The organism is Thermoanaerobacter mathranii subsp. mathranii str. A3, from assembly GCF_000092965.1.
Taxonomy (GTDB): domain Bacteria; phylum Bacillota; class Thermoanaerobacteria; order Thermoanaerobacterales; family Thermoanaerobacteraceae; genus Thermoanaerobacter; species Thermoanaerobacter thermocopriae.
Genome location: NC_014209.1, coordinates 1,236,360 through 1,260,466, shown reverse-complemented (window position 1 = coordinate 1,260,466; position 24,107 = coordinate 1,236,360). Strand labels below are relative to the sequence as shown.

General features: G+C 33.2%; 25 protein-coding genes. All 25 read left to right on the top strand.

Translation table 11 applies throughout. The features are described 5' to 3' along the window. Nucleotides 1-102 precede the first annotated feature (102 nt). The 25 genes from pyrH (at nucleotide 103) to TMATH_RS06110 (ending at nucleotide 24,040) form a co-directional block, all read left to right on the top strand. Nucleotides 103-816 (top strand): UMP kinase, encoded by a 714-nt coding sequence (gene pyrH, locus TMATH_RS06230; protein ID WP_012995258.1) that lies wholly within the window; start codon nucleotides 103-105, stop codon nucleotides 814-816. Nucleotides 817-818: 2 nt separating this feature from the next. Further along, a complete protein-coding gene (frr, locus tag TMATH_RS06225; RefSeq protein ID WP_012995257.1) occupies nucleotides 819-1,373 on the top strand; it encodes a ribosome recycling factor in 555 nt (184 codons plus the stop codon). Continuing rightward, the gene (locus tag TMATH_RS06220) at nucleotides 1,373-1,552 is read left to right on the top strand and encodes a hypothetical protein (protein WP_012995256.1); all 180 of its coding nucleotides are present in this window, start codon (nucleotides 1,373-1,375) and stop codon (nucleotides 1,550-1,552) included. Before frr ends, TMATH_RS06220 begins: the two co-directional genes overlap by 1 nt. Nucleotides 1,553-1,597: 45 nt before the next feature. After that, nucleotides 1,598-2,347: an undecaprenyl pyrophosphate synthase gene (locus TMATH_RS06215; RefSeq protein ID WP_012995255.1), complete on the top strand. Its 750-nt coding sequence runs from the start codon at nucleotides 1,598-1,600 to the stop codon at nucleotides 2,345-2,347. A 19-nt stretch (nucleotides 2,348-2,366) separates the two neighbouring features. After that, entirely contained in the window at nucleotides 2,367-3,146 is a 780-nt protein-coding gene (locus TMATH_RS06210) for a phosphatidate cytidylyltransferase (protein ID WP_012995254.1), read from the top strand. Nucleotides 3,147-3,161: 15 nt separating this feature from the next. Next, nucleotides 3,162-4,310 carry a 1-deoxy-D-xylulose-5-phosphate reductoisomerase gene (locus tag TMATH_RS06205; protein WP_013150327.1) on the top strand — a complete coding sequence of 383 codons (1,149 nt, stop codon included), beginning with the start codon at nucleotides 3,162-3,164 and terminating at the stop codon, nucleotides 4,308-4,310. 6 nt (nucleotides 4,311-4,316) lie between these two features. Then, a complete protein-coding gene (gene rseP, locus TMATH_RS06200) occupies nucleotides 4,317-5,315 on the top strand; it encodes an RIP metalloprotease RseP (RefSeq protein ID WP_012995252.1) in 999 nt (332 codons plus the stop codon). 12 nt (nucleotides 5,316-5,327) lie between these two features. Beyond that, a complete protein-coding gene (ispG, locus tag TMATH_RS06195; protein WP_013150326.1) occupies nucleotides 5,328-6,389 on the top strand; it encodes a flavodoxin-dependent (E)-4-hydroxy-3-methylbut-2-enyl-diphosphate synthase in 1,062 nt (353 codons plus the stop codon). Next, complete coding sequence (locus TMATH_RS06190; protein ID WP_012995250.1) at nucleotides 6,389-7,009, top strand: glycosyltransferase family 2 protein; 621 nt, start codon at nucleotides 6,389-6,391, stop codon at nucleotides 7,007-7,009. Before ispG ends, TMATH_RS06190 begins: the two co-directional genes overlap by 1 nt. Nucleotides 7,010-7,022: 13 nt before the next feature. Beyond that, nucleotides 7,023-11,243 (top strand): PolC-type DNA polymerase III, encoded by a 4,221-nt coding sequence (locus tag TMATH_RS06185; RefSeq protein WP_013150325.1) that lies wholly within the window; start codon nucleotides 7,023-7,025, stop codon nucleotides 11,241-11,243. Nucleotides 11,244-11,380: 137 nt separating this feature from the next. Continuing rightward, entirely contained in the window at nucleotides 11,381-11,836 is a 456-nt protein-coding gene (gene rimP / locus TMATH_RS06180; RefSeq protein ID WP_012995248.1) for a ribosome maturation factor RimP, read from the top strand. 21 nt (nucleotides 11,837-11,857) lie between these two features. Further along, on the top strand, nucleotides 11,858-12,898 hold the full coding sequence (gene nusA / locus TMATH_RS06175) for a transcription termination factor NusA (protein ID WP_012995247.1): 1,041 nt from the start codon (nucleotides 11,858-11,860) through the stop codon (nucleotides 12,896-12,898). A gap of 13 nt (nucleotides 12,899-12,911) precedes the next feature. Beyond that, entirely contained in the window at nucleotides 12,912-13,184 is a 273-nt protein-coding gene (gene rnpM, locus TMATH_RS06170; protein WP_012995246.1) for an RNase P modulator RnpM, read from the top strand. Next, nucleotides 13,174-13,497: a L7Ae/L30e/S12e/Gadd45 family ribosomal protein gene (locus TMATH_RS06165; protein ID WP_012995245.1), complete on the top strand. Its 324-nt coding sequence runs from the start codon at nucleotides 13,174-13,176 to the stop codon at nucleotides 13,495-13,497. The genes rnpM and TMATH_RS06165 overlap by 11 nt, the downstream gene beginning before the upstream one ends. After that, nucleotides 13,484-15,574, top strand: a complete 2,091-nt coding sequence (gene infB, locus TMATH_RS06160; RefSeq protein WP_012995244.1) for a translation initiation factor IF-2 — start codon at nucleotides 13,484-13,486, stop codon at nucleotides 15,572-15,574. The genes TMATH_RS06165 and infB overlap by 14 nt, the downstream gene beginning before the upstream one ends. A 13-nt stretch (nucleotides 15,575-15,587) precedes the next feature. Further along, nucleotides 15,588-15,947 carry a 30S ribosome-binding factor RbfA gene (rbfA, locus tag TMATH_RS06155; RefSeq protein WP_012269355.1) on the top strand — a complete coding sequence of 120 codons (360 nt, stop codon included), beginning with the start codon at nucleotides 15,588-15,590 and terminating at the stop codon, nucleotides 15,945-15,947. Further along, nucleotides 15,944-16,897 (top strand): DHH family phosphoesterase, encoded by a 954-nt coding sequence (locus TMATH_RS06150; RefSeq protein WP_012995243.1) that lies wholly within the window; start codon nucleotides 15,944-15,946, stop codon nucleotides 16,895-16,897. The genes rbfA and TMATH_RS06150 overlap by 4 nt, the downstream gene beginning before the upstream one ends. Nucleotides 16,898-16,900: 3 nt before the next feature. Further along, complete coding sequence (gene truB, locus TMATH_RS06145; RefSeq protein WP_012995242.1) at nucleotides 16,901-17,752, top strand: tRNA pseudouridine(55) synthase TruB; 852 nt, start codon at nucleotides 16,901-16,903, stop codon at nucleotides 17,750-17,752. 15 nt (nucleotides 17,753-17,767) lie between these two features. Beyond that, nucleotides 17,768-18,718, top strand: a complete 951-nt coding sequence (locus TMATH_RS06140) for a bifunctional riboflavin kinase/FAD synthetase (RefSeq protein ID WP_012995241.1) — start codon at nucleotides 17,768-17,770, stop codon at nucleotides 18,716-18,718. An 88-nt stretch (nucleotides 18,719-18,806) separates the two neighbouring features. Continuing rightward, entirely contained in the window at nucleotides 18,807-19,073 is a 267-nt protein-coding gene (gene rpsO / locus TMATH_RS06135; protein ID WP_012995240.1) for a 30S ribosomal protein S15, read from the top strand. 53 nt (nucleotides 19,074-19,126) lie between these two features. Next, nucleotides 19,127-21,229 carry a polyribonucleotide nucleotidyltransferase gene (locus TMATH_RS06130; RefSeq protein WP_013150324.1) on the top strand — a complete coding sequence of 701 codons (2,103 nt, stop codon included), beginning with the start codon at nucleotides 19,127-19,129 and terminating at the stop codon, nucleotides 21,227-21,229. Nucleotides 21,230-21,332: 103 nt separating this feature from the next. Further along, nucleotides 21,333-22,049: a polysaccharide deacetylase family protein gene (locus TMATH_RS06125; protein WP_012995238.1), complete on the top strand. Its 717-nt coding sequence runs from the start codon at nucleotides 21,333-21,335 to the stop codon at nucleotides 22,047-22,049. 41 nt (nucleotides 22,050-22,090) lie between these two features. Beyond that, a complete protein-coding gene (locus TMATH_RS06120; protein ID WP_012995236.1) occupies nucleotides 22,091-23,347 on the top strand; it encodes a M16 family metallopeptidase in 1,257 nt (418 codons plus the stop codon). After that, nucleotides 23,331-23,777 (top strand): dUTP diphosphatase, encoded by a 447-nt coding sequence (gene dut / locus TMATH_RS06115; RefSeq protein ID WP_013150323.1) that lies wholly within the window; start codon nucleotides 23,331-23,333, stop codon nucleotides 23,775-23,777. Before TMATH_RS06120 ends, dut begins: the two co-directional genes overlap by 17 nt. Before the next feature lie 11 nt (nucleotides 23,778-23,788). Further along, a complete protein-coding gene (locus TMATH_RS06110; RefSeq protein ID WP_012995234.1) occupies nucleotides 23,789-24,040 on the top strand; it encodes a YlmC/YmxH family sporulation protein in 252 nt (83 codons plus the stop codon). The last annotated feature ends 67 nt before the right edge of the window (nucleotides 24,041-24,107 follow it).

Here is a 24,107-nt window from a genome sequence, read left to right as displayed (position 1 = left end):
CAACCAAAAAGGGACACGGTTGTGTCCCTTTTTACAAATTACTTAAAAAATTAAGAAGGATTTTCAAAATTTTTATAGAACTTATAAGAATGGGGTGTTAATGTGTCGTCAGTTGTTTACAAGCGAGTGGTTCTGAAAATCTCAGGAGAAGCATTAGCGGGAGAAAAAGGTTTTGGTATTGATTTTAACACTGTAAACAAAATAGCAGACGAAATAAAAGAAGTGAAAGAAATGGGGGTCCAAATTGGCCTTGTAGTTGGTGGAGGAAATATATGGCGCGGAAGAGAAGGCATTGGGATGGACAGAACTACTGCAGACCACATGGGAATGCTTGCGACTGTAATTAATGCGCTTGCACTGCAAGATGCTTTAGAGCAACGGGGAGTTCCTACAAGAGTTCAGACTGCTATTGAGATGAGGGCAATTGCAGAGCCTTATATACGTCGAAGAGCAATAAGACATTTAGAAAAAGGACGGGTTGTTATATTTGCTGCTGGGACAGGGAATCCCTTCTTTTCAACTGATACTGCTGCTTCATTAAGAGCAGCGGAAATAGATGCGGAGGTTATATTATTAGCTAAAAAAGTAGATGGAGTTTATGACAAAGACCCAAATAAATACAAAGACGCTGTAAAATTTAAGGAATTGTCTTATTTAGATGTTTTAAACAAAGGTTTAGGAGTAATGGATTCAACAGCAACTTCTTTATGTATGGACAATAAAATACCAATCATAGTTTTTGACCTTACTACTTACGGAAACATAAAGAAGGTAGTAACAGGAAAAGATATTGGTACAATAGTAAAGGAGGTTTAAGTATGAGTGATTATTTAAAAGCTAGCGAAGAAAAAATGCAAAAATCTTTGAGCGTTTTAAAAAGCGAATTAGCTGCTATAAGAGCGGGAAGAGCAAATCCTGCATTGCTTGACCGAATTATGGTTGATTATTATGGCACTCCAACTCCTCTTAACAGATTAGCTACCATTACAGCTCCCGAGGCAAGAGTTTTGGTAGTGCAACCGTGGGATGTTTCGAAAATAAGTGACATTGAAAAAGCAATACAAAAATCAGATTTAGGAATTAATCCAGTTTCAGACGGTAAAGTATTAAGATTGGTTTTTCCCGAATTGACTGAAGAAAGAAGAAAAGAATTGGTAAAATTGGTTTACAAAAAAGCAGAAGAGGCAAAAGTAGCAGTAAGACAAATCAGGAGAGATGCTAATGATACTGTGAAGAAGATGGAAAAAAACGGCGAAATTTCTGAAGATGAAAGAAAAAAGAGAGAAGAAGAAATTCAAAAATTAACTGATAAATATATAAAAGAAATAGATAAAATAGCGGAGACTAAAGAAAAGGAGATAATGGAAATTTGATGAATTATTACAATTTTATAGGAATGGATTTACATAAAGTTATAGAAAAGATACCAAAGGATTTAAAAATTAACATCGTAGAAACAAAATCTATTTTTAAATATAAAGGTTACTGGTTAAAAGTCGCCAGAATAAAAAAACAAAAAGATATTCTTGAAATTACTGTTGTTAGAGTTTAATCCCCCTCTGGTGAGGGGGACCTTATAAAATGAGGAGGAAAATAAATGGCATTTTTTAAACAAAAAAATAAAGAATTAACCGGAAAAATTGATAAAAATAAACTACCTACTCACATAGGTATTATCATGGATGGAAATGGGAGATGGGCTCAAAAAAGGGGAATGATGAGATTTTATGGCCATAAAGCTGGTGTTAATGCTGTAAGAGAGGTTGTAAAAGCCTGTAGAGAATTAGGGATAAAATATTTAACTTTGTATGCCTTTTCAACTGAAAACTGGAAAAGACCTAAAGAAGAAGTAAATTTTTTAATGGATTTACTCGTTGAGTACCTTTCAAAAGAAGTAGATGAATTAAACAAAAATAATGTGTTGATTAACTTCATAGGAGATATTTCTGTTTTGCCACAGGGGTGTAAAACTGAAATAGAGCGGGCACAAAATATAACAAAAAACAATTTTGGCCTTGTTCTTAATATAGCATTAAATTATGGGGGAAGAGATGAAATTGTAAAGGCTGTCAAAAAAATTTGTACAAAGGTTTTGAATAAAGAACTAACCATTGAGGGAATTACAGAACAAACTATAAGTGATAATTTGTATACAAAAAATCAGCCAGATCCAGACCTTATAATAAGGACAAGCGGTGAAAAGAGATTGAGCAACTTTTTATTATGGCAATCGGCCTATTCTGAATTTTGGTTTACAGAGGTATTGTGGCCGGATTTTAAAAAAGAGCATCTTATTAAAGCGATATTATATTACCAAACTCGCCAAAGAAGATTTGGGGGAGTATAGTAAGGAGTGGTACATAAATATGTTAAAAACAAGGGTTATAAGTGCGATAATTGGTTTGCCAATTTTGTTTTTCATTATGATAAAAGGGGGAACATTTCTTACAATTGCGTTAGTGTTAATAAGCATATTAGGGCTTAATGAGTTTTATAATGCTACAAAAAATCTTGGGATACGGCCTGTGAAAATTTTTGGATATCTGTCAGCAATTCTTTTGTATTTTTTAGAAGGTAAAATAGCAGAAAGAGAGATATTGGTGATAATTGCAATGATGCTTTTTTTACTATTTTTGACTAATAAAAAGTATAATCTTAAAGATTATGCGCTGACTTTATTGGGAATCATTTATATACCTCTTTTCTTTTTGTACATACAAAAACTTAGAGAAATGCCTGAAGGAATTTATATAGTATGGTTTGTTTTTATAGTATCGTGGATGACGGATACTTTTGCATATTTTACAGGTAGATTTTTTGGAAATCACAAACTTGCTCCTACAATAAGCCCCAAAAAGACAATAGAAGGAGCTGTTGGAGGAATTATAGGTTCTATCATTACCTCTGCTATATTTGTTTGGTTATTTCCTCAATCAAATGTTACTATATATCTTTCTATGATTATAGGTTTATTGGGGAGTATAATTGCTCAATGTGGAGATTTAATCGCTTCTTTTATAAAAAGAAATTGTTACATTAAAGACTTTGGAAATACTATTCCTGGCCATGGAGGAATTTTAGATAGATTTGACAGTATTTTATTTGTTTCACCTTTTATCTACTTTATTTTTCAATACATAATTTAGAAAGGAATGCGCTTCATGAAAAAAGTAATAATTCTCGGCTCAACTGGTTCTATTGGTACACAAACCTTAAATGTAATAAAAAATTTTAGAGAAAATTTTGAGATTGTTGGACTTACAGCTTATAACAATGTAGAACTTTTATCTAAACAAATTAGAGAATTTAATCCTAAAGTTGTGGCAGTAAAAGATGAAGATAAAGCTAATCAATTACGTGAAAAACTAGAGGAAAATATCGAAATTCTGACTGGCAGCAAAGGGCTTCAAGAAATTGTAAAATATGAAGCGGATTTAGTGGTGATAGCGGTAGAAGGAATTGCCGGACTTCTTCCAACAATTACAGCCATCCAGACGGGAAAAGATATTGCTTTAGCAAATAAAGAAGTACTTGTAACAGCTGGACAAATCGTAATGGATTTAGCCAAAAAGAAAGGCATAAGGCTTTTACCTATAGATAGTGAGCATTCCGCTATACTTCAATGTTTAAAAGGAAATGATCGAAAAGAAATATCGAGGTTGATTTTAACAGCTTCTGGTGGCCCTTTTAGAGGCAAGAAAAAAGAGGCTTTGAAGAAAGTGACCGTGGAACAGGCTCTAAATCATCCTAATTGGAAAATGGGAAAAAAAATCACGGTAGATTCTGCCACTTTAATGAATAAAGGGTTTGAAGTAATTGAGGCAAAATGGCTATTTGATATTTCTGAAGATAAAATTGATGTTGTTGTACATCCTCAAAGCATAATTCATTCAATGGTAGAATATATAGATGGCAGCATAATTGCACAACTGGCTACTGCCGATATGAGGATACCCATTCAGTATGCCTTAAATTATCCTACTCGTAACTACATAAAAGAAGTAAAGTTTTTGGATTTTTCTGTTATAACCCAATTAACTTTTGAAAAACCCGATTTAGAAACTTTTAGATGTTTGTCGTTAGCATATGAGGCTTTAAAAATTGGAGGAACTATGACTACCGTATTAAATGCAGCTGATGAGATAGCTGTGTCTTTGTTTTTAAATAAAAAAATAGAATTTTTACAAATAGCTGAAATTATAGAGGAGAGTATGAAAGAACATAATAATATACAAAATCCCACTTTAGATGATATAATAAATGTGGATAAAGAGGTTAAGGAAAAAATAGCAAAAAGATATATGAGGTGATATATTTTGACAATATTGATTAGTATAATTGTTTTAAGCGTTTTAGTAATGTTTCACGAATTTGGACATTTTATCGTTGCAAAACTTTCTGGATCTAGAGTAAATGAATTTTCTATTGGCTTTGGTCCACGACTTTTTAAAAAGAAATACGGAGAAACAGAGTATTCTTTTAGAGCATTGCTATTCGGTGGTTATGTTGCTTTAGAAGGTGAAGATGAAAAATCTAATGACCCGCGGGCTATAGTAAATAAGCCTTGGCCTGTAAGGTTAGCTGTCTTTGCTGCAGGTCCTTTAATGAATATATTATTAGCTTTTTTATTGCTTTTTATTGTATTTTTTAGCATAGGTAGGCCTATTCCCCAAATAAAATCTGTAATGGAAGGCTATCCCGCTGAAAAAGCAGGAATTTTGCCTGGGGACAAAATTGTAATGGTAAATAATACAAAGATAAATACATGGGAGGAGTTAGAAAAAGCTATAAGCTCAAGTAAAGGAGAAACATTGACAATTGAAGTTCAAAGAGGAAATGAAATTTTACAAAAACAAGTAAAACCGGTTTTTGATAAAGAGGCTTCAAAAGTAATGATAGGGATTATCCCAGCGCATAAGCGTTCTATATCTCTTGCCATTAAAACTGCCATTAATCAGACTATATATTTTTCTAAACTCATTATTTTGTTTCTTGTAATGCTAGTAACCGGAAAAGTTTCTGTCAATGATATTATGGGACCTGTGGGAATTGTTCAAGCGGTAGGAACTGTTGCCAAAACAGGTGTTATGAATTTACTGGCTTTTTCTGCTCTTATAAGCGTAAATTTAGGCCTTTTTAATCTATTGCCTTTGCCGGCTTTAGATGGCGGAAGGATTTTGTTTGTATTAGCAGAGGCAATAAGAGGGAAACCCTTACCACCTGAAAAAGAAGGCTATATCCATTATTTGGGTTTTTTACTGTTGATTGCATTGCTTATTTTTGTAACCTATAGGGATATTTTACGTATTTTTTAAAAGGTGAAAAAAATGAGGAAAATTACTCGAGAAGTGAAAATAGGAAATAAAAAGATTGGTGGAAATAATCCAATTTTGGTTCAGTCTATGACTAACACGGATACCCACGATATTGAAAAAACAATAGAGCAGATAAGAAGACTAGAAGCTGAAGGCTGTGATATTATAAGAGTTGCTGTTCCGGATATGGAAGCAGCTGAAGCAATAAAAGAAATAAAGAAAAATATAAATATTCCTTTGGTAGCAGATATTCATTTTGATTATCGGTTAGCTATAAAATCAATTGAAAATGGAGCAGACAAGATAAGAATTAATCCTGGAAACATAGGAAGAGAAGAAAATATCAAAAAAGTGGTAGAAATAGCAAAAGAAAGAGGTGTTCCTATTAGAATAGGCGTAAATTCTGGCTCTTTAGAAAAAGAAATATTATATAAATACAAGGGAATAACTGCCGAAGCAGTTGTGGAAAGCGCCTTAAAAAGCGTTTTAATTTTAGAAAAGTTGGGCTTTTATGATATAGTTATTTCGCTAAAAACTCCAAATGTACCTCTTACTATAGAGGCTTATAAACTTGCTTCTTCAAAAGTAGATTATCCGTTGCACGTAGGTATAACAGAGGCGGGAACTATTGAAGCTGGCACTATAAAATCTGCTATAGGAATAGGAACATTGCTTTATTTAGGAATAGGAGATACAATAAGAGTTTCTTTAACGGGTGATCCAGTCCATGAGGTGAGAGTAGGGAGACAGATTTTACGTTCTTTAGGTCTTTTAAAAGAAGGAGTCGAAGTCATTTCCTGCCCTACCTGCGGTAGAACAAAAATTGACTTAATAAAATTAGCACAAGAAGTAGAAAAAAGGACAAGGCATATTAAAAAGCCCTTAAAAGTTGCTGTTATGGGATGTGTTGTAAACGGACCAGGGGAAGCAAAAGAAGCTGATATAGGTATAGCAGGAGGAGATGGAGAAGGAGTTATTTTTAAAAAAGGAAAAGTTTATAAAAAAGTTAAAGAAGAAGAATTAATAGAAGAATTGACGAAAGAAATTGAAAAATTACTCGAGGAGGATTCTTAATGATTTCTGTTGTAATCCCAGCTTTTAATGAAGGAAAAAATATTGGGAGAGTTTTGTCAGTCTTAGAAACAATAGACATGATTGATGAAATCATAGTTGTAAATGATGGTTCTACGGATGATACAAAAGAGCAAGCCTTAAAACACGATGTAAAGCTAGTAGATTTGCCGAAAAATCAAGGCAAGGGGAAAGCATTAAAAGCAGGAATAGATAATGCTAAAGGCGATATTATCGTCATGTTAGATGCCGATTTGATTGGACTTACTGAAAAACATTTTGTAAATCTCGTATCTCCTGTATTAAAGGATGAAGCAGATATGACAATTGGAATTTTTTCCGGTGGAAGGAAATCTACAGATTTTGCACAGAAGGTAGCACCCTTTTTGTCAGGCCAAAGGGCAATAAAAAGGCAGTTTTTAGAAAACATTGAAAAGATGGAAGTCAGCAAGTTTGGAGTAGAAATTGCGTTAAATAAACACGCCAAAAAGAACAAGCTTAGAGTAGTAAATGTGCCTCTTGAGAATCTAAGTCATGTCATGAAGGAAGAAAAGCTGGGATTAATAAAAGGATTTTATGCGAGATTGAAAATGTATTTTGATATTTTAAAAATGGGGATTTAGAAAGAGGGATTTTATGATTCCAGCATTATTTCTGCAGGAATTTGAAATAAAAAAAGTAAAACTGTTAAAAAAAGAGAGAAAATTAATTGTAAGTGTATCCTCTAACAATAATGCAAATTCACAGTTTAGAAAATTTCAGGATTTTTTGCTTAACAAATTTCCTTTGATTAAAGAAGTGGAAGTTGTAGTAGAAAGGGAAGAGAAATATAATTGCCTTCAGGACATAATAGATAATTTTGAAGAAATAATTTTAAAACTGAGTGAAGAACATCCGGCTTCTCTTGGTTTTTTAAAAACTTGTGAGGTAGTAGCAGAATATCAAAAGATAATAATTAAAGCTCCTAATGAAGTAGTCTACCAATTTATAAAGAGCAATAGAATTGACTATGCTCTTAGGAAATTTTTAAAGGATAAATATGGAATTGAAACAGAAATAAATGTGATCCTTTTACAGGAACTCCAAGACACAATGGGGAAAATCATAAGGGAGGAAGATATAAAAGTTATTGAAGAAATTACTAAAAATGGTCATAAACAACAAGATGTCAATACAACTGAAAGGGAGGACAAAGGACATTCCCAAATACTTTTAGGAAAAGAAATAAAAGCTGAAGCGATATCTATTAAAAATATTACTGCAGATATAGAAGAAGCAATAATTGAAGGTGAAATCTTTTCTCTCGAATTTAAGGAATTAAAATCTAAAATTTTAATGACTTTTGATATAACTGATTATACTTCATCAATACTTGTAAAAGCCTTTTTAACTGAGGAAAAGTATAATTCTTTAAAAGAGAATATCCAAGTAGGCAGTTTTATAAAGTTAAGGGGGAAAGTTTTCTACGATAAATATGAAGGAGATTTAGTAATAAGTTTAAAAGACCTGCAGCTGATATCCCCAAAAGAGAGAAAAGATCTAAGTGAGAAAAAAAGAGTAGAGCTTCACTTACACACTCAAATGAGCAGTATGGATGCGGTAGCCTCTGCAACAGAAGTGATTAAAAGAGCAGCAAAATGGGGACACAAAGCTATTGCTATAACAGACCATGCAGTTGTACAGGCATATCCAGAAGCGATGGAAGCCTCCTATAAATATGGAGTAAAAGTCATATACGGTGTAGAAGGCTATTTAGTGGATGATGGTGTACCTATTGTAATGGGAGATACAGACTCTACCTTAGATGATGAGTTTACTGTTTTTGATATAGAGACGACTGGTCTTTCCAATATAAATGATGAAATAATCGAAATTGGTGCAGTAAAAATAAAAGAAGGCAAAATAATAGATACTTTTGAAACCTTTGTTAATCCCAAAATTCCTATTTCTTCTTTTATAACCAAACTTACTGGAATTGACGAATCTATGGTTAAAGATGCTCCTTCTATAGAAGAAATATTACCTAAATTTTTGGAGTTTTCTTCTAACAGTGTTTTAGTGGCTCATAATGCAAATTTTGATGTGTCTTTTATAAAATCTAAAGCTAAAAAATTTAATTTAAATGTGAACAATACGGTTTTAGATACCTTAGAACTAAGTAGGCATTTATATAAAGATTTGAAAAATTACAAACTAGATACTTTGGCTGAACACTTACAGGTAAAACTGGAACACCACCACAGAGCGGTAGACGATGCCAGAGCTACTGCTGAAATATTTATAAAAACTATCGATAGATTAAAAGAATTAGGAGTAAAAAAGGTGAAAGATATAAATGATATATTGAGAGAAAGTGAAGTTGATATAAAGAAATTGCCTGTCTACCATGTTACAATTTTGGTAAAAGACCAAAGAGGATTGAGAAATTTATACGAAATAATCTCTAAATCTAATTTAGAATATTTCCATAGAACACCTCGTATCCCCAAAAGTTTACTTATTAGTATGAGAGAAGGTCTTATCATTGGTTCTGCTTGCGAACAAGGGGAAGTTTTTAGGGCGATTTTATCTAATTTAGAGGAAAAGAAACTAGAGAATATTATTTCTTTTTACGATTATTTAGAAGTACAACCTGTGGGAAATAATGAGTTTTTAATTGAAAAAGGAGAAATAAAAAGCGTAGAAGAATTAAAAGAAATAAATAGAAGAATTTATCTTTTAGGTAAAAAATACAATAAATTAGTGGTAGCAACGGGAGATGTACACTTTTTAGATCCGTGGGATGATATATACAGAAAAATTTTAATGGCAGGAAAAGGATATAAGGATGCAGATAGGCAGCCGCCTCTTTATTTTAAAACAACCGATGAGATGCTAAAAGAATTTGAATATTTAGGAGAAGAAGTAGCGAAAGAGATTGTAATTGATAATCCTAATAAAATTGCTGACCTTATAGAAGAAGTAAAACCCATACCAGATGGAACATTCCCTCCCGTAATAGAAGGAGCTGAAGAAGAATTAAGGAAGCTTACTTTAGATAAGGCTCATGAAATATACGGCGACCCCTTGCCAGAAATAGTACAAAATCGCTTGGATAGAGAATTAAATTCTATAATTAACAATGGATATGCAGTCATGTATATTATAGCTCAGAAATTAGTGTCTAAGTCTTTAAAAGATGGGTATTTGGTTGGCTCTAGAGGTTCTGTAGGCTCTTCTTTAGTGGCTACTATGAGTGGAATAACAGAAGTTAATCCACTGCCTCCTCATTATGTTTGTCCAAATTGCAAGTATTCCGAGTTTATAACTGATGGAAGCTATGGTTGTGGTGTGGACATGCCGGACAAAATTTGTCCTCACTGTGGTACTTTGATGAAGAAGGATGGCTTTGATATACCCTTTGAAGTGTTTTTAGGGTTTGAAGGAGATAAAGAACCCGATATTGACCTCAATTTTTCTGGAGAATACCAACCTATTGCTCATAAGTATACAGAAGAACTTTTTGGAAAAGGACACGTTTTTAGAGCAGGTACTATTGGAACTTTAGCAGATAAAACTGCTTATGGATTTGTGAAAAAATATTTTGAAGAGCGTAGTTTAGTAGTTCATAAGTCAGAAATCAAAAGGCTTACTATGGGATGCACAGGGGTAAAAAGAACTACAGGACAACATCCAGGTGGAATAATGGTAGTGCCAAAGGACAAGAGCATTTACGACTTTACTCCAATACAGCATCCTGCAGATGCAGAAGACACTGATGTTATAACGACTCATTTTGATTACCATTCAATAAGCGGAAGGCTTTTAAAACTGGATATTTTAGGGCATGATGACCCTACAGTTATCAGAATGCTTGAAGATTTAACCGGCGTTAATGCAAGAGAGATTCCTTTGGATGATAAGAAAACTATGAGCTTATTCACCAGCGTAGAAGCATTGGGAATAGACCCTGAAGAACTAAATACTCCTGTGGGTACTTTGGGATTGCCTGAGTTCGGAACGAAGTTTGTAAGACAGATGCTTATTGAGACTCGTCCTACTACTTTTGCAGAACTAGTACGCATAAGCGGACTTTCTCACGGCACTGATGTATGGCTTAACAATGCTCAGGACATAATAAGAGAAGGAATAGCTACATTAAAAGAAGTAATATCTACAAGAGATGATATAATGCTTTATCTGATAAGCAAAGGTATGGATAAAAAATTATCCTTCAAAATAATGGAAAATGTAAGAAAGGGCAAAGGTGTGACGCCAGAAGAAATAGAGGAAATGAAAAAACACGGTGTTCCAAATTGGTTTATTGAGTCTTGCCAAAAAATAAAATATATGTTTCCTAAAGCCCATGCTGTGGCATATGTAATAATGGCATTTCGAATTGCTTATTTTAAAGTTCATTATCCAGAAGCCTTTTATGCTACATACTTTACTGTTAGAGCAGATGACTTTAATTTGGATATTGTATTAAAAGGGAGAGACAGCATAAAAAATGCTATAAAAGAGATAGAAGCGAAAGGAAATAATGCTAGTCCTAAAGAAAAAAGCCTTTTAACAGTATTAGAAGTAGCTTTAGAGATGTACCTAAGAGGATTTAAGTTTATAAATGTAGACTTATATAAATCTGATGCAGTCAAATTTTTGATTACTAATGAAGGAATATTGCCACCTCTTAATTCTTTAGAAGGTGTAGGAATACAAGCGGCCAAAACAATTGCACAAGAAAGAGAAAATGGTAAATTTCTATCTGTTGAAGATTTTAGAAACAGAACAAAGGTCAGTAAAACAGTTATAGAAATATTAAGAAAATATGGCTGCTTAAATGATTTGCCAGAATCTAATCAATTAAGTTTATTTTAGTGTTGCGTTGGCAAAAGGTGTATGTTATAATTGTTATGTCAACATAGAGTTTTTGCAAAAAAGAGTGGGGTTCCCCACTCTTTAGTTTATATAAGTTTATATAACAAAAATAGAAAATTTTAGGAGGAGAATAGGATATGTCCAAGATAGAACAAATTGCAAAGGACTTAGTAACGCCTATTTTAGAAAAAAATAATTTTGAGCTAGTAGATGTAGAATACAAAAAGGAAGGGAATAACTGGTATTTGAGAGTTTATATAGATAAAGAAGGGGGGATTACTTTAGATGATTGTCAATTGGTTAGTGAGTATTTAAGCGATAGATTAGATGAAGTAGATCCAATAGAACATAGCTATATTTTAGAAGTATCTTCTCCAGGTTTGGATAGACCTCTTAAAAAACCACGAGATTTTGAAAGAAATATCGGAAAAGAAATAGAAATATCCCTATATTCTCCTATTGATAAAAGGAAAAAGTTTGAAGGGGAACTTATAGAGTTTACTGGAGATAAAATAATTATTCTCTATAACGGTGAAAGAAAGGAATTTGATATGAAGAATGTAAGTCTTGTTAAACCAGTAATAAAGTTTTAAAATTAAGGAGGGGAAATAATAATGAACACAGAATTCATAGAAGCTTTAAATTCGATCTGTGAAGAAAAAGGAATACCAAAAGATACAATGTTTGAAGCGATAGAAGCTGCCTTAGTTTCTGCTTATAAAAAGAATTATGGGTCTTCGCAAAATGCTAAAATTGTGATGGATAGAGAAACAGGTGATGTAAAAGTTTATGCACAAAAAACAGTGGTGGAAGAGGTTTACAATGACCTCTTAGAAATAAGTTTAGAAGAAGCGAGAAAAATAAACAAAAAATATCAAATAGGAGATATAGTTGATATAGAAGTAACGCCAAAAAATTTTGGCAGGATTGCAGCGCAAACCGCAAAACAAGTTGTGATTCAACGGATTAGAGAAGCAGAAAGAAATGTGATTTATGAAGAATTTTTGAGCAAAGAAACAGAAGTAATAACAGGGATTGTAACCCGAGCAGATAAAAAAAATGTACTCATTAATTTAGGCCGAGTGGAAGCAATACTAGGCCCAGCAGAACAAATTCCAGGGGAGACTTTTGCACCAGGTGACAGAGTTAAAGTGTATATTGTAGAAGTAAAAAAGACTACTAAAGGCCCTCAAATTTTGATTTCTCGTTCACATCCAGGACTTGTAAAAAGATTATTTGAATTGGAGTCACCTGAAATTCAACAAGGAATAGTTGAAATCCGGAGCATTGCCCGAGAAGCTGGTTCACGGACAAAAATGGCGGTTTTTAGCAGAGATGAAAATGTAGACCCTGTAGGAGCTTGTGTTGGATATAAAGGAGCAAGAGTACAAGCTGTTGTCAATGAACTAAAGGGAGAAAAAATAGATATAGTCAAGTGGAGTTCAAAACCTCAGGAATTCATAATAAATGCTTTAAGTCCAGCAAGAGCGTTAAGTATAGAAATTTTAGATGAGAAAGAAAAAGTAGCAAGAGTAATTGTGCCTGATTACCAACTTTCTTTAGCAATTGGAAAAGAAGGACAAAATGCTAGGCTGGCGGCAAAGCTCACAGGTTGGAAAATAGACATAAAAAGTGAATCAATGGTAAAAAGTTAGGTGAGGTGAAAAGATGAAGACCAAAAAGGTTCCAATGAGAATGTGCTTAGGCTGTCAGCAGATGAAACCGAAAAAGGAATTAATACGCATTGTAAGACGAGCAAAAGATTCAATTGTACAGGTAGATTTAACAGGAAAAGTACCGGGAAGAGGTTGCTATATTTGCAAAGATATAAATTGTCTTGAAAAAGCTTTTAAAAATAGAAGATTAGAAAAAGCTCTAGAAGTACCAATTTCTGATGAAATTTACGAACAATTAAAGAGGGAGATAGTGGATGAAGAATGACAGATTTCATTCTATGCTCGGATTAAGTAAAAAAGCCGGTAAACTTGTCTCTGGCAATTATAGTGTGGATAAGTACCTCAAACTTAAAAAAATCTTTTTAGTGGTATTGGCCACTGACGTGTCAAAGAATACTTTTAAAAAGTTTGCTACAATGTGTGAACGAAATAAAGTCCCCTATATTGTATATTCCACAAAAGAGCTATTGGCAAAAGCGATAGGAAGAGAAATAGTCGGGGTAATTGGCATTACAGACGAGGGATTAGCAAAAGTATTACTAGATGCTGCAAAGGAGGAAAATTATGGAGGTGAATAAAATGTCTAAAACAAGAGTTTATGAATTAGCAAAAGAATTGAATTTATCTAGTAAAGACCTTATATCCAGATTAAACGATTTGGATATAAAAGTTAAAAACCACATGAGTACGTTGGAAGATGAAGAAGTAGACTTAATCATGGATTTACTAAGTGACAAACCACAACAAACGGATGAAATAAATCAACAGGAAGAAGATATATTTGAAGATAATTTAGAGGATTTGGAAGAAGAGAGAGCTTACAAAAAGAGTTTCAAAAAAGGTGGTAAGAAAAATAAGAAGAATAACAAAAAAGTGATTTTAACAGAGGAAAAACAAGAGGACGAAATTAAAATAATCACTATTCCCGAGTTTTTGACTGTAAAAGAGTTAGCAGAAAAAATGAAAGTCAATCCTACAGAGATAATTAAAAAGTTAATTGCAAAAGGAATAATGGTTACAGTAAATCAACAGATTGATTTTGAAAATGCATCTAAAATTGCTGAAGAATATGGATTTTTGGTGGATAAAGAAGAAGTAAAAGATGAATTAGAATTGTTGTTAGAAGAAGCGCCTGATGATGAAAAAGATTTGCAACCTCGTCCACCTATTGTTACTGTAATGGGCCATGTGGACCATGGTAAAACTTCTTTATTAGATGCCATTAGAAATACAAATGTCACTATGAAAGAAATGGGAGGAATCACACAGCATATAGGTGCCTCTGTAGTTGAGGTAAATAACAAAAAAATTGTGTTTTTAGATACGCCTGGCCATGAAGCTTTTACTGCTATGAGAGCAAGAGGAGCCAGCATTACAGATATTGTCGTTTTAGTCGTAGCTGCAGATGATGGTGTTATGCCTCAAACAGTAGAAGCAATAAACCACGTGAAAGCTGCCAATGCACCTATGATTGTAGCTATAAACAAAATAGATTTGCCGACTGCAAATCCTGATAAGGTAAAGACAGAGCTAAGTGAGCTAGGGTTAGTGCCAGAAGAATGGGGAGGAAATACAATTTGTGTACCTGTTTCTGCAAAGAAAAATATAGGTATAGATAATCTTTTAGAAATGATTTTGCTGGTGGCTGAAATGGAAGATTTAAAAGCTAATCCGAATAAGCCAGCAAGAGGTACTATAATAGAAGCGAAGTTAGAAAAAGGAAAAGGTCCTGTTGCAACCGTAATTGTACAAAATGGTACTTTACAAATAGGAGATGCTATTTTAGCGGGTACCACCTATGGAAGAGTAAGGGCAATGTTTGATGACAAGGGGAAAAGAATTAAAAAAGCCGGGCCTTCTACGCCAGTGGAGGTTTTGGGCTTTTCTGAAGTACCAGAAGCCGGAGATAAGCTCATAGTAGTAGAGGAAGAAAAAAAAGCAAGAGAATTGGCAGAAAGACGTAAAGAACTTCAAAAAGAAATGGAACTTAAACGAAAGCAAAAAGTTTCACTAGAGGACTTATTTAGTCAAATACAGGAAGGTAGCGTAAAAGAATTAAATATTATCATAAAAGCTGATGTTCAAGGTTCAGTAGAAGCATTAAAGAAATCCATTGAAGACTTAAGCAACGAAGAAGTTAGAATAAAGGTAATTCACGGAGCAGTAGGCGCAATAACTGAAACGGATGTTATGCTTGCATCAGCTTCTAATGCCATAATAATAGGTTTTAATGTAAGGCCAGAGACAAATGCTAAAAATCTTGCAGAAAAAGAAAAGGTAGATATAAAGCTTTATCGAATTATATATGATGTTATTGAAGATATTAAAGCAGCTATGAAAGGTCTGTTAGAGCCAAAATATAAAGAAGTAGAGTTAGGAAGAGCTGAAGTTAGGGCCGTTTTTAGGGTACCTGGTGTAGGAAATGTAGCTGGCTGTTATGTGTTAAGTGGTAAAATTTTAAGAAATGCCGATGTACGTATAATAAGAAATGGTATTGTAGTCTATGAGGGTAAAATTGCTTCTTTAAAGAGATTTAAAGATGATGTGAGAGAAGTACAACAAGGATTTGAATGCGGTATAGGTATAGAGAAATTCAACGACATAAAAGAGGGTGACATAATAGAGGCTTATCAAATGGAAGAAATTCCTCGTTGAAAGGATGAATACAATGCAGTACAGGAATAATCGACTTTCAGAAGAAATAAAAAAAGAGATAAGTAAAATGATTTTAGAAGAAATTAAAGACCCAAGAATTAAAGCAATGGTTAGTATAACTGATATAGAACTTACTAAAGACTTGAGATATGCTAAAGTTTATGTAAGTATTTACGGAAATGAAGAAGATAAACGTGAAACTTTTGAAGGGCTGAAAAGTGCAGCTGGATATATCAGACACGAAATTGGACGGAGAATAAAAATGAGATATACTCCTGAAATCATCTTTGAGTTAGATCACTCTATAGAATATGGGGCTCATATTTCTGAAATATTAAAAGAACTCAATAAGCAAGAGGGTGATGGTAATTGATATTAATTGACGCAGTAAATCACATAAAAGACGCTAAAAGTGTAATTGTAATATCTCACATAGCACCTGATGGAGATGCTATAGGTACTGTTACAGGAATGTATAAAGTTTTAAAAAAAATGGGAAAAGAAGTAGAGGCATTCATAGATGATGAAATTCCTGAAATGTACAATTTTGTTCCTAGTATAGATAAAATAACAAGACCATTTTATAAAGAGGCAGACGTAGTCTTGATTTTTGACTGTGCTGACGAAGAAAGATTGGGCAGTGCCAAAGAACTTTTAAAAACTTCTGCTGTAACTATTAATATTGACCATCACATTTCAAATACTTTATATGCCAAATTGAATTATGTAGATACTAACGCAGCTGCGACAGCAGAAATAGCCTATCAAATTGTTAAATTGTTAGGAGTAGAATTTGATGAAGAAATAGCAACATGCTTTTATACAGCAATTTTGACAGATAGTGGTGGATTTATGTACGAATCAACTACTTCTATAACTCATCAAATAGCCGGGGACTTAATAAACAATGGCGCTAAATTTAAAGAAATAGCAGATAAAGTTTTTAATACTCTTAAATTTAACAAAGCAAAACTTTTGGGAAAGGCTTTAAATAGCCTAGCCTTATATAAAGAGGGAAAAGTTGCTTATATGGAAATTTTAAAAAAGGATTTTGAAGAAACTGACACTAATCTTTCGCACATAGAAAATATTATCACCTATGCTAGAAATATTGAAGGGGTAGAAGTAGCAGTACTTTTAGTTGAAAAAGAAGAAGAGATAAAGATTAGTTTAAGGTCAAAAGAAAAGGTAGATGTAAATAAAATTGCAAATATTTTTGGTGGTGGAGGCCATGTTAGGGCTGCTGGATGTAGCATCAAAGGAAATATTCAAAAAGCCAAAGAAAAAATTTTACAGGCAATATTCAAAGAATTAGAGGGATAAAAATTGGAGGGAATACTCAACATTTTAAAGCCACCTGGTATGACTTCTCACGATGTTGTAGATTTTATCAGAAAAATCTACAACACACGAAAAGTTGGACATACAGGAACTTTAGACCCAGATGCAGCAGGAGTACTACCTGTCTGCGTAGGAGGCGCTACTAAATTTGTCTCTTACCTGGTAGAACAAGATAAAAGATATAGATTTGAAATAACTTTTGGGTTTAGTACAGATACTTTAGATAAAAGTGGCAAAATTATAAAAAGCGGACCTGTAAGATTTTTAAAGGAGAAAGAATTAAGGCAAGTCTTAAGGGAATTTGAAGGAAAGATAAAGCAAATTCCTCCAATATATTCTGCAAAAAAAATAAAAGGAAAAAAATTATATGAATATGCGAGAGAAGGAAAGATAATTGATATCCCACCTATTGAAGTTACTATATACAATATTGACTTAGTTGAGTATGAGTCACCTTATCAAGTTTTGATAGATGTGAAATGTTCTAAAGGCACCTATGTGAGAGCTTTAGTAAGAGATATATGCGAAAAATTAAACATGCCGGGATATATGTCTATGTTGATAAGAACAGAGGTTGGTGCTTTTAGGATAGAAGATGCTTATACTCTTGAAGAAATAAAAGAAAAAAAGCCTTCATTACAGCCAATAGATAAGTTTATTAAATTACCTTCTGTACACTTAAACAAAATAGAAGCTGAAAAAATTTTAAAAGGTCAATTTATTTCGAATAGACATTCTATTGAAACTTCATTTTTGAAATTATATGATAATAATGGCAAGTTTCTCGGTATTGGAGTTTCGGAAAGAAATAAAATCCGTCCCAAAAGACTTCTTTGAGGGGGAAATGGTAATTTGCAGATTATTGATGAGAGCAGTGCATCAAGATGCAAAGAGGCCAAGGTAATTGCTTTAGGCAATTTCGATGGGGTTCATATAGGTCACCAGAAATTAATTAAACAGGCGATATCTCTTTCTAAAAAAAACAACTTAACAAGTGCTGTTTTCACATTTAAGCAGCATACTTCAAAAATTTTAACCCCTGACAAGCCATCAGAGCTTATAACTACTTATCAAAAAAAGGTAGAAATTTTAAAGCAATTTAACCTTGATTATGGGATATTCTTTGACTTTACTGAAAATTTTTCTAAATTAACCGCTGAAGAATTTATAATAAAAATTTTAGTGGAGCTATTAAACATTAGAATAGCAGTAGCAGGATATAATTATAGATTTGGTTACAAAGCTTTAGGGAGTGTAGATACATTAAAAAAATATTCCAAAATATATTCATATAAAGTTTATGTTGTCCCTCCAGTTATAAGGGAAGGTGTTGTAGTAAGCAGCAGCTATATAAGGGAATTAATAAAATCTGGTAAAATTGAGAAAGCCAATGAGTTATTAGGACGTTTTTTCTCTTTGCAAGGGCAAGTGATCCATGGACAAGAAATTGGGCGAAAATTAGGTTTTCCTACTGCTAATTTACAAATATCGGAAGATTTAGTTTTGCCAAAAACAGGAGTATATGTGACGCGAGTAAAAATTGAAGACAAATTTTATATAGCGGTCACAAATGTTGGCTCTAAGCCTACTTTTGGCGGCACGAACATTTCTGTCGAATCTTACGTTTTAGATTACAATGAAAATTTATATGATAAATATTTAGAAATCGAATTTATCACAAGAATAAGAGATGAAATTAAATTTCAAAACGTAGAAGCTTTACAACAACAAGTTTTTAAAGATATTAATTATGCTAAAAACTTTAAAAATATTTTACAACATAAACATTATGTGATAAAATAAAATAGCGAATTTACCTTACGCGTAGAATACCGTATCTCCGGCGGTATTCTACGCGTAAGGCGTATTCTAAAAGATGGAGGTGAAAAAAGTGCTAGACAAAGAGAAAAAAGCTGAAATAATCAATAAGTTTAAACGCCATGATACTGACACAGGTTCTCCAGAAGTTCAAATTGCCCTTTTAACCGAGAGAATAAATAACTTAAATGCTCATTTGCAAGTTCATAAAAAAGACCATCATTCAAGAAGAGGTCTTCTTAAAATGGTTGGGCAAAGAAGGGCATTGTTAAATTATTTAATGAAAACAGATATGGAAAGGTATCGTGCCATTATTGAAAAATTAGATTTAAGAAAATAGAGCGAGATACCTCGCTCTATTTTCTATAAAATTTTACGAAAGGAGGAGATAACATGGAAGAACGAACTTTCGAAATGGAACTAGCAGGGAGAAAGCTGATAGTTCAGACAGGAAAAGTAGCTCAGCAAGCAAATGGAGCAGCTTGGGTGAAATATGGTGATACCGTCGTTTTAGTTACTGCCTGTGCTTCAAAAGAACCCCGAGAAGGGATTGACTTTTTTCCTTTAACCGTTGAATACGAAGAAAGATTGTACTCTGTCGGTAAAATTCCTGGGGGTTTTATAAAAAGAGAAGGGAAACCTAGTGAAAAGGCAATTCTCTCTGCTCGATTAATTGATAGACCCATTAGACCTTTATTTCCACATGGTTATCGAAATGACGTACAAATTATAGCTACAATATTGTCTGTTGACCCTGATGTACAACCAGAAATAGTCGCGATGATCGGTTCTTCGGTTGCTCTTTCAATTTCTGATATTCCCTTTAATGGTCCAACAGGTGCGGTGGCAGTAGGATTGGTGGATGGACAGTTTGTAATTAATCCTAACCATGATCAAAGAGAAAAAAGCTTAATGCATTTAGTAGTTTCAGGAACAAAAGATGCTATTGTAATGGTGGAAGCAGGAGCAAAAGAAGTACCTGAGGAAACCATGCTAGAAGCTATTATGTATGCTCACGAATACATCAAACAAATTGTAGAGTTTATAGAGGAAATAGTTAAAGAAGTAGGGGTTCCGAAAAGCGAAGTGATTTTACATGAAATAGACAAAGAACTAGAAGAAAAAGTAAGAGCATATGCTACACAAAAAATATACGAAGCGCTAAGAACACCTGAAAAGAAAGAGAGGAACGATAACTTAGATAAAGTTGAACAAGAGGTTTTAGAGTACTTTAAAGAAGAATATCCCGACAATCTCGCTGATATAGATGAAGTACTTTACAATATAATGAAAGAACAAATGCGAAAAATGATAACAGAAGAAAAAATAAGAGTAGATGGTAGAGGTCTTGACGACATAAGGCCAATATGGTGTGAAGTAGGAGTGTTACCCAGAACTCATGGTTCTGCAATTTTCACAAGAGGGCAAACTCAAGTATTGACAGTAGCAACCTTAGGTGCTTTAGGAGACATTCAAATTTTAGACGGCATAGGAGATGAAGAAGCAAAAAGATATATGCATCATTACAATTTCCCACCCTACAGTGTTGGAGAAGTAAGACCTTTAAGAGGCCCCGGTAGAAGGGAGATTGGTCATGGAGCTTTAGCAGAAAGAGCTTTAGAACCGGTAATTCCTTCTGAAGAGGAATTTCCTTACACCATAAGATTAGTGTCAGAAGTTTTAAGTTCTAATGGTTCTACTTCTCAAGCTAGTGTTTGTGGCAGTACTTTAGCTTTAATGGATGCGGGAGTTCCAATAAAAGCTCCAGTTGCAGGAGTGGCTATGGGGCTTATCAAAGAAGGAGATGTAGTTTCTGTACTCACTGATATACAAGGGATTGAAGACTTTTTAGGGGATATGGACTTCAAAGTAGCAGGTACAGAAAAAGGAATCACAGCGATACAAATGGATATAAAAATTCCTGGAATTGACAAAGAAATTTTAAAAATGGCTTTAGAAAAAGCTCGAAAGGGTAGGTTATACATCCTTAGCAAAATGTTAGAAGTTATAAAAGAGCCGAGAAAAGAGTTATCCATATATGCACCTCGTGTTATAAGAATGGTAGTTGACCCCGAAAAAATTAGGGATATAATCGGACCTGCTGGCAAAACCATAAGTAAAATTATTGCAGAAACTGGAGTGAAAATTGATATAGAAGAAGACGGTAGATTATACATTACTGCTTCTGATTTAAAATCGGGTGAAAGAGCTAAGCAAATGATTGAGGCTATAACAAAAGATATAACAGTAGGAGAAATTTATTTAGGGAAAGTGCTTAGAATAACACCTTTCGGAGCGTTTGTAGAAATCGCACCTGGTAAAGAAGGCCTTGTCCACATTTCTAAACTTTCTAAAAAGCGCGTCCAAAAGGTAGAAGATGTAGTTAAGGTTGGAGATGACATATTGGTAAAAGTTACTGATATTGATAAACAAGGTAGGATAAGCCTTTCAAGGAAAGATGCGTTACCTGATGAAGAGGAAGAGAAAAGAAAGTAAAGGCATAAACCGCCCCAACGGTTTATGTTTTTTATTTTTTAGTAATATATTCGCTGCCTGTTTGAATAAAATTAAAGTGAGAATATCAACGGGTGGTGTTATAATGAAAATATTTTATATAAAATATCCTAAAAAAAGCTTTTGGATTATTCTTTCCATAGCAATATTGTTGCTCCTCTTTTTAATTTACATAATTACACGGAGTGTTTCTGTCTTTAACGTAGATGAACCAATTTATAAAGGAGATACAAAAGAAAAAAAGATTGCTTTTGCTTGCAACGTAGCATGGGGAGATGAGTACATACCAAAAATGTTAGATATTTTTAAAGATAACAATGTCCATATCACATTTTTTTTTGAAGGAAAATGGGCAGAAAAAAATCCTGATGTTGTAAAAGATATTTATCAAAAAGGCCATGAGATTGGAAGCCATGGATATACGCATGTGAAATACACAAATTTAAGTAGACAACAATATGAAGAAGATATAAAAAAAAGCAGTGAAATTTTAGAAAAAATTACAGGAATAAAGCCTATTCTTTTTGCGCCACCGTATGGGGATTTCAATGATGAAGTTGTAAAAGTAGCAGAACAATTAGGATATAAAGTCATTCTCTGGAGTTTGGATACTATAGATTGGAATAATCCAAGTCCTCAGACAATTGTAGATAGAGTTATGAGTAAATATCACAACGGCGCTATTGTGTTAATGCACCCTACTAAAAATACTGTGGAAGCATTACCTCAGATAATAAACCAGCTTAAAGAAAAAGGTTATAAAATAACTAAAGTATCTGAGGTAATTGTAGATAACAATTAAATTTGCTATAATAATAATTAAATTTGCAAAGGAGGACAAAAATGTATGAACGAAAGATTATTGAAGGTATAAAAGTCGTAACTTGTAAAATTCCTCACGCATATTCTGTATACATAGGGATATGGATTAAAACCGGGTCCATGTATGAACATAAATCTATAAATGGAATATCTCACTTTATAGAGCACATGGTTTTTAAAGGTTCTAAGCTAAGAAGTGCAAGGCAAATTGCGGAAGAAACGGATAGTATTGGTGGACAGTTAAACGGCTTTACTGAAAAAGAAAGTACCTGTTTTTATATAAAAGTTTTAAACACCCACATAAAGCAAGGCATTGATATACTCTTTGATATGGTATTTAATCCTGCCTTTAAAGAAGAAGATATAGAAAAGGAAAAGCAAGTCATATATGAAGAAATATTGACAGAATTAGATTCTCCTGAAGACGTAGCTTACAACCTTTTAGCAAAAACAATATGGAAAGGGCATCCTTTATCTTTTCCTGTACTTGGTACTTTTTCTACTGTTAAGAAGCTAAACAAAGGACAGATTGTAGATTATTATAATTCCCATTATAACAAAGATAACATAGTCATCTCGATAGCTGGAAATTTTGGCGATGATATTTATGAAATACTGCAAAAATATTTATCAAAAATTCAAAAAACTAATGTTATTTCTCAATTAACTTCTCCTATTTGGCATAAAAACAAAGCTTTTTATGAAAAAGATTTTGAACAGGTAAATTTATGCATTGGTCTACCAGGGATAACTTATGACTTAAAGAAAGTATACGCTTTAGCCATTATAAATAATGCTTTTGGTGGAGGAATGAGTTCAAGATTGTTTCAAAAAATAAGAGAAGATAAAGGACTAGTTTACTCGATTTATTCTTATCCTTCTACCTATCACCATGCTGGGGTTTTTTCTATTTTTGCTAGTATGAACGCTAATAATTTTAGAAAGGTGTATGACTTAATTTTAAATGAAATAGAAGAAGTCCATTTAAAAGGCTTAGCAGAAGAAGAGATTGATAAATTTAAAGAACAACTTCGCATAAACGTATTAATGGATTTAGACAGTATAAGCAGTAGAATGAGCACAATAGGAAAATCCATGCTTTTATTTAATAAAGTGCATACTGTAGATGAAATACTTCAGACAATAGATAGCTTAACTTACGAAGAAATAAATGAGTTAGCCAGAGAAATTATAAATCCTGCTGACATGAGCATAGCCGTGGTTGGAAAATTAAACAAAAGAGATAAAGGGTGGTTAGAAAATGTCAATAATACTTAAGATTAAAAAAACTGATGATGCTAAAGATTTGCCTTTGCCTGCTTATATGAGTGAAGGTGCCGCTGGGATGGATTTATATGCTAATGTTAAAGAGGAAGTCATATTACAGCCTGGTGAAATAAAACTAATTCCAACAGGTATACAAATTGAACTTCCTCCAAATTTTGAGGCCCAAATAAGGCCAAGAAGTGGCTTAGCTTTAAATTATGGAATAACCCTTTTAAATACTCCTGGCACAATTGATTCTGATTACAGAGGGGAAATAAAATTAATAGTCATAAATTTAGGAAAAGAAGTAGTCAAAATCAAAAGAGGTCAAAGAATTGCCCAAATGGTAATCAATCAAATAGTAAGACCAACAATAGTAGAGACAGAAATCCTTTCAGAAACAAAAAGAGATGAGGGAGGATTTGGTCATACCGGTATATAAGGAGGGGTTCTATGAGGTTAAGCGAATTTGGAAATAAAGAAATTGTAAATTTAACGGATGGAAGAAGATGGGGATTAGTAGAAGATTCAGATTTAGTTATTGATGAAGAAACAGGAAGGATTCATTCAATAATAGTATATGAATCAGGGGGGTTATTTAGGGGAAAGACCAATTATATTGAAATAAGTTGGGACTCTATAAGAAAAATTGGTGATGATATGCTTATTGTGGAGTTTGAAGAAAAGAAAAGGAGGTTTTATTGAAAATATTACTTTTCTTTATCACTTTAATGAAGTATAATAATATAAAATGTCTCAACTCAGATACCTT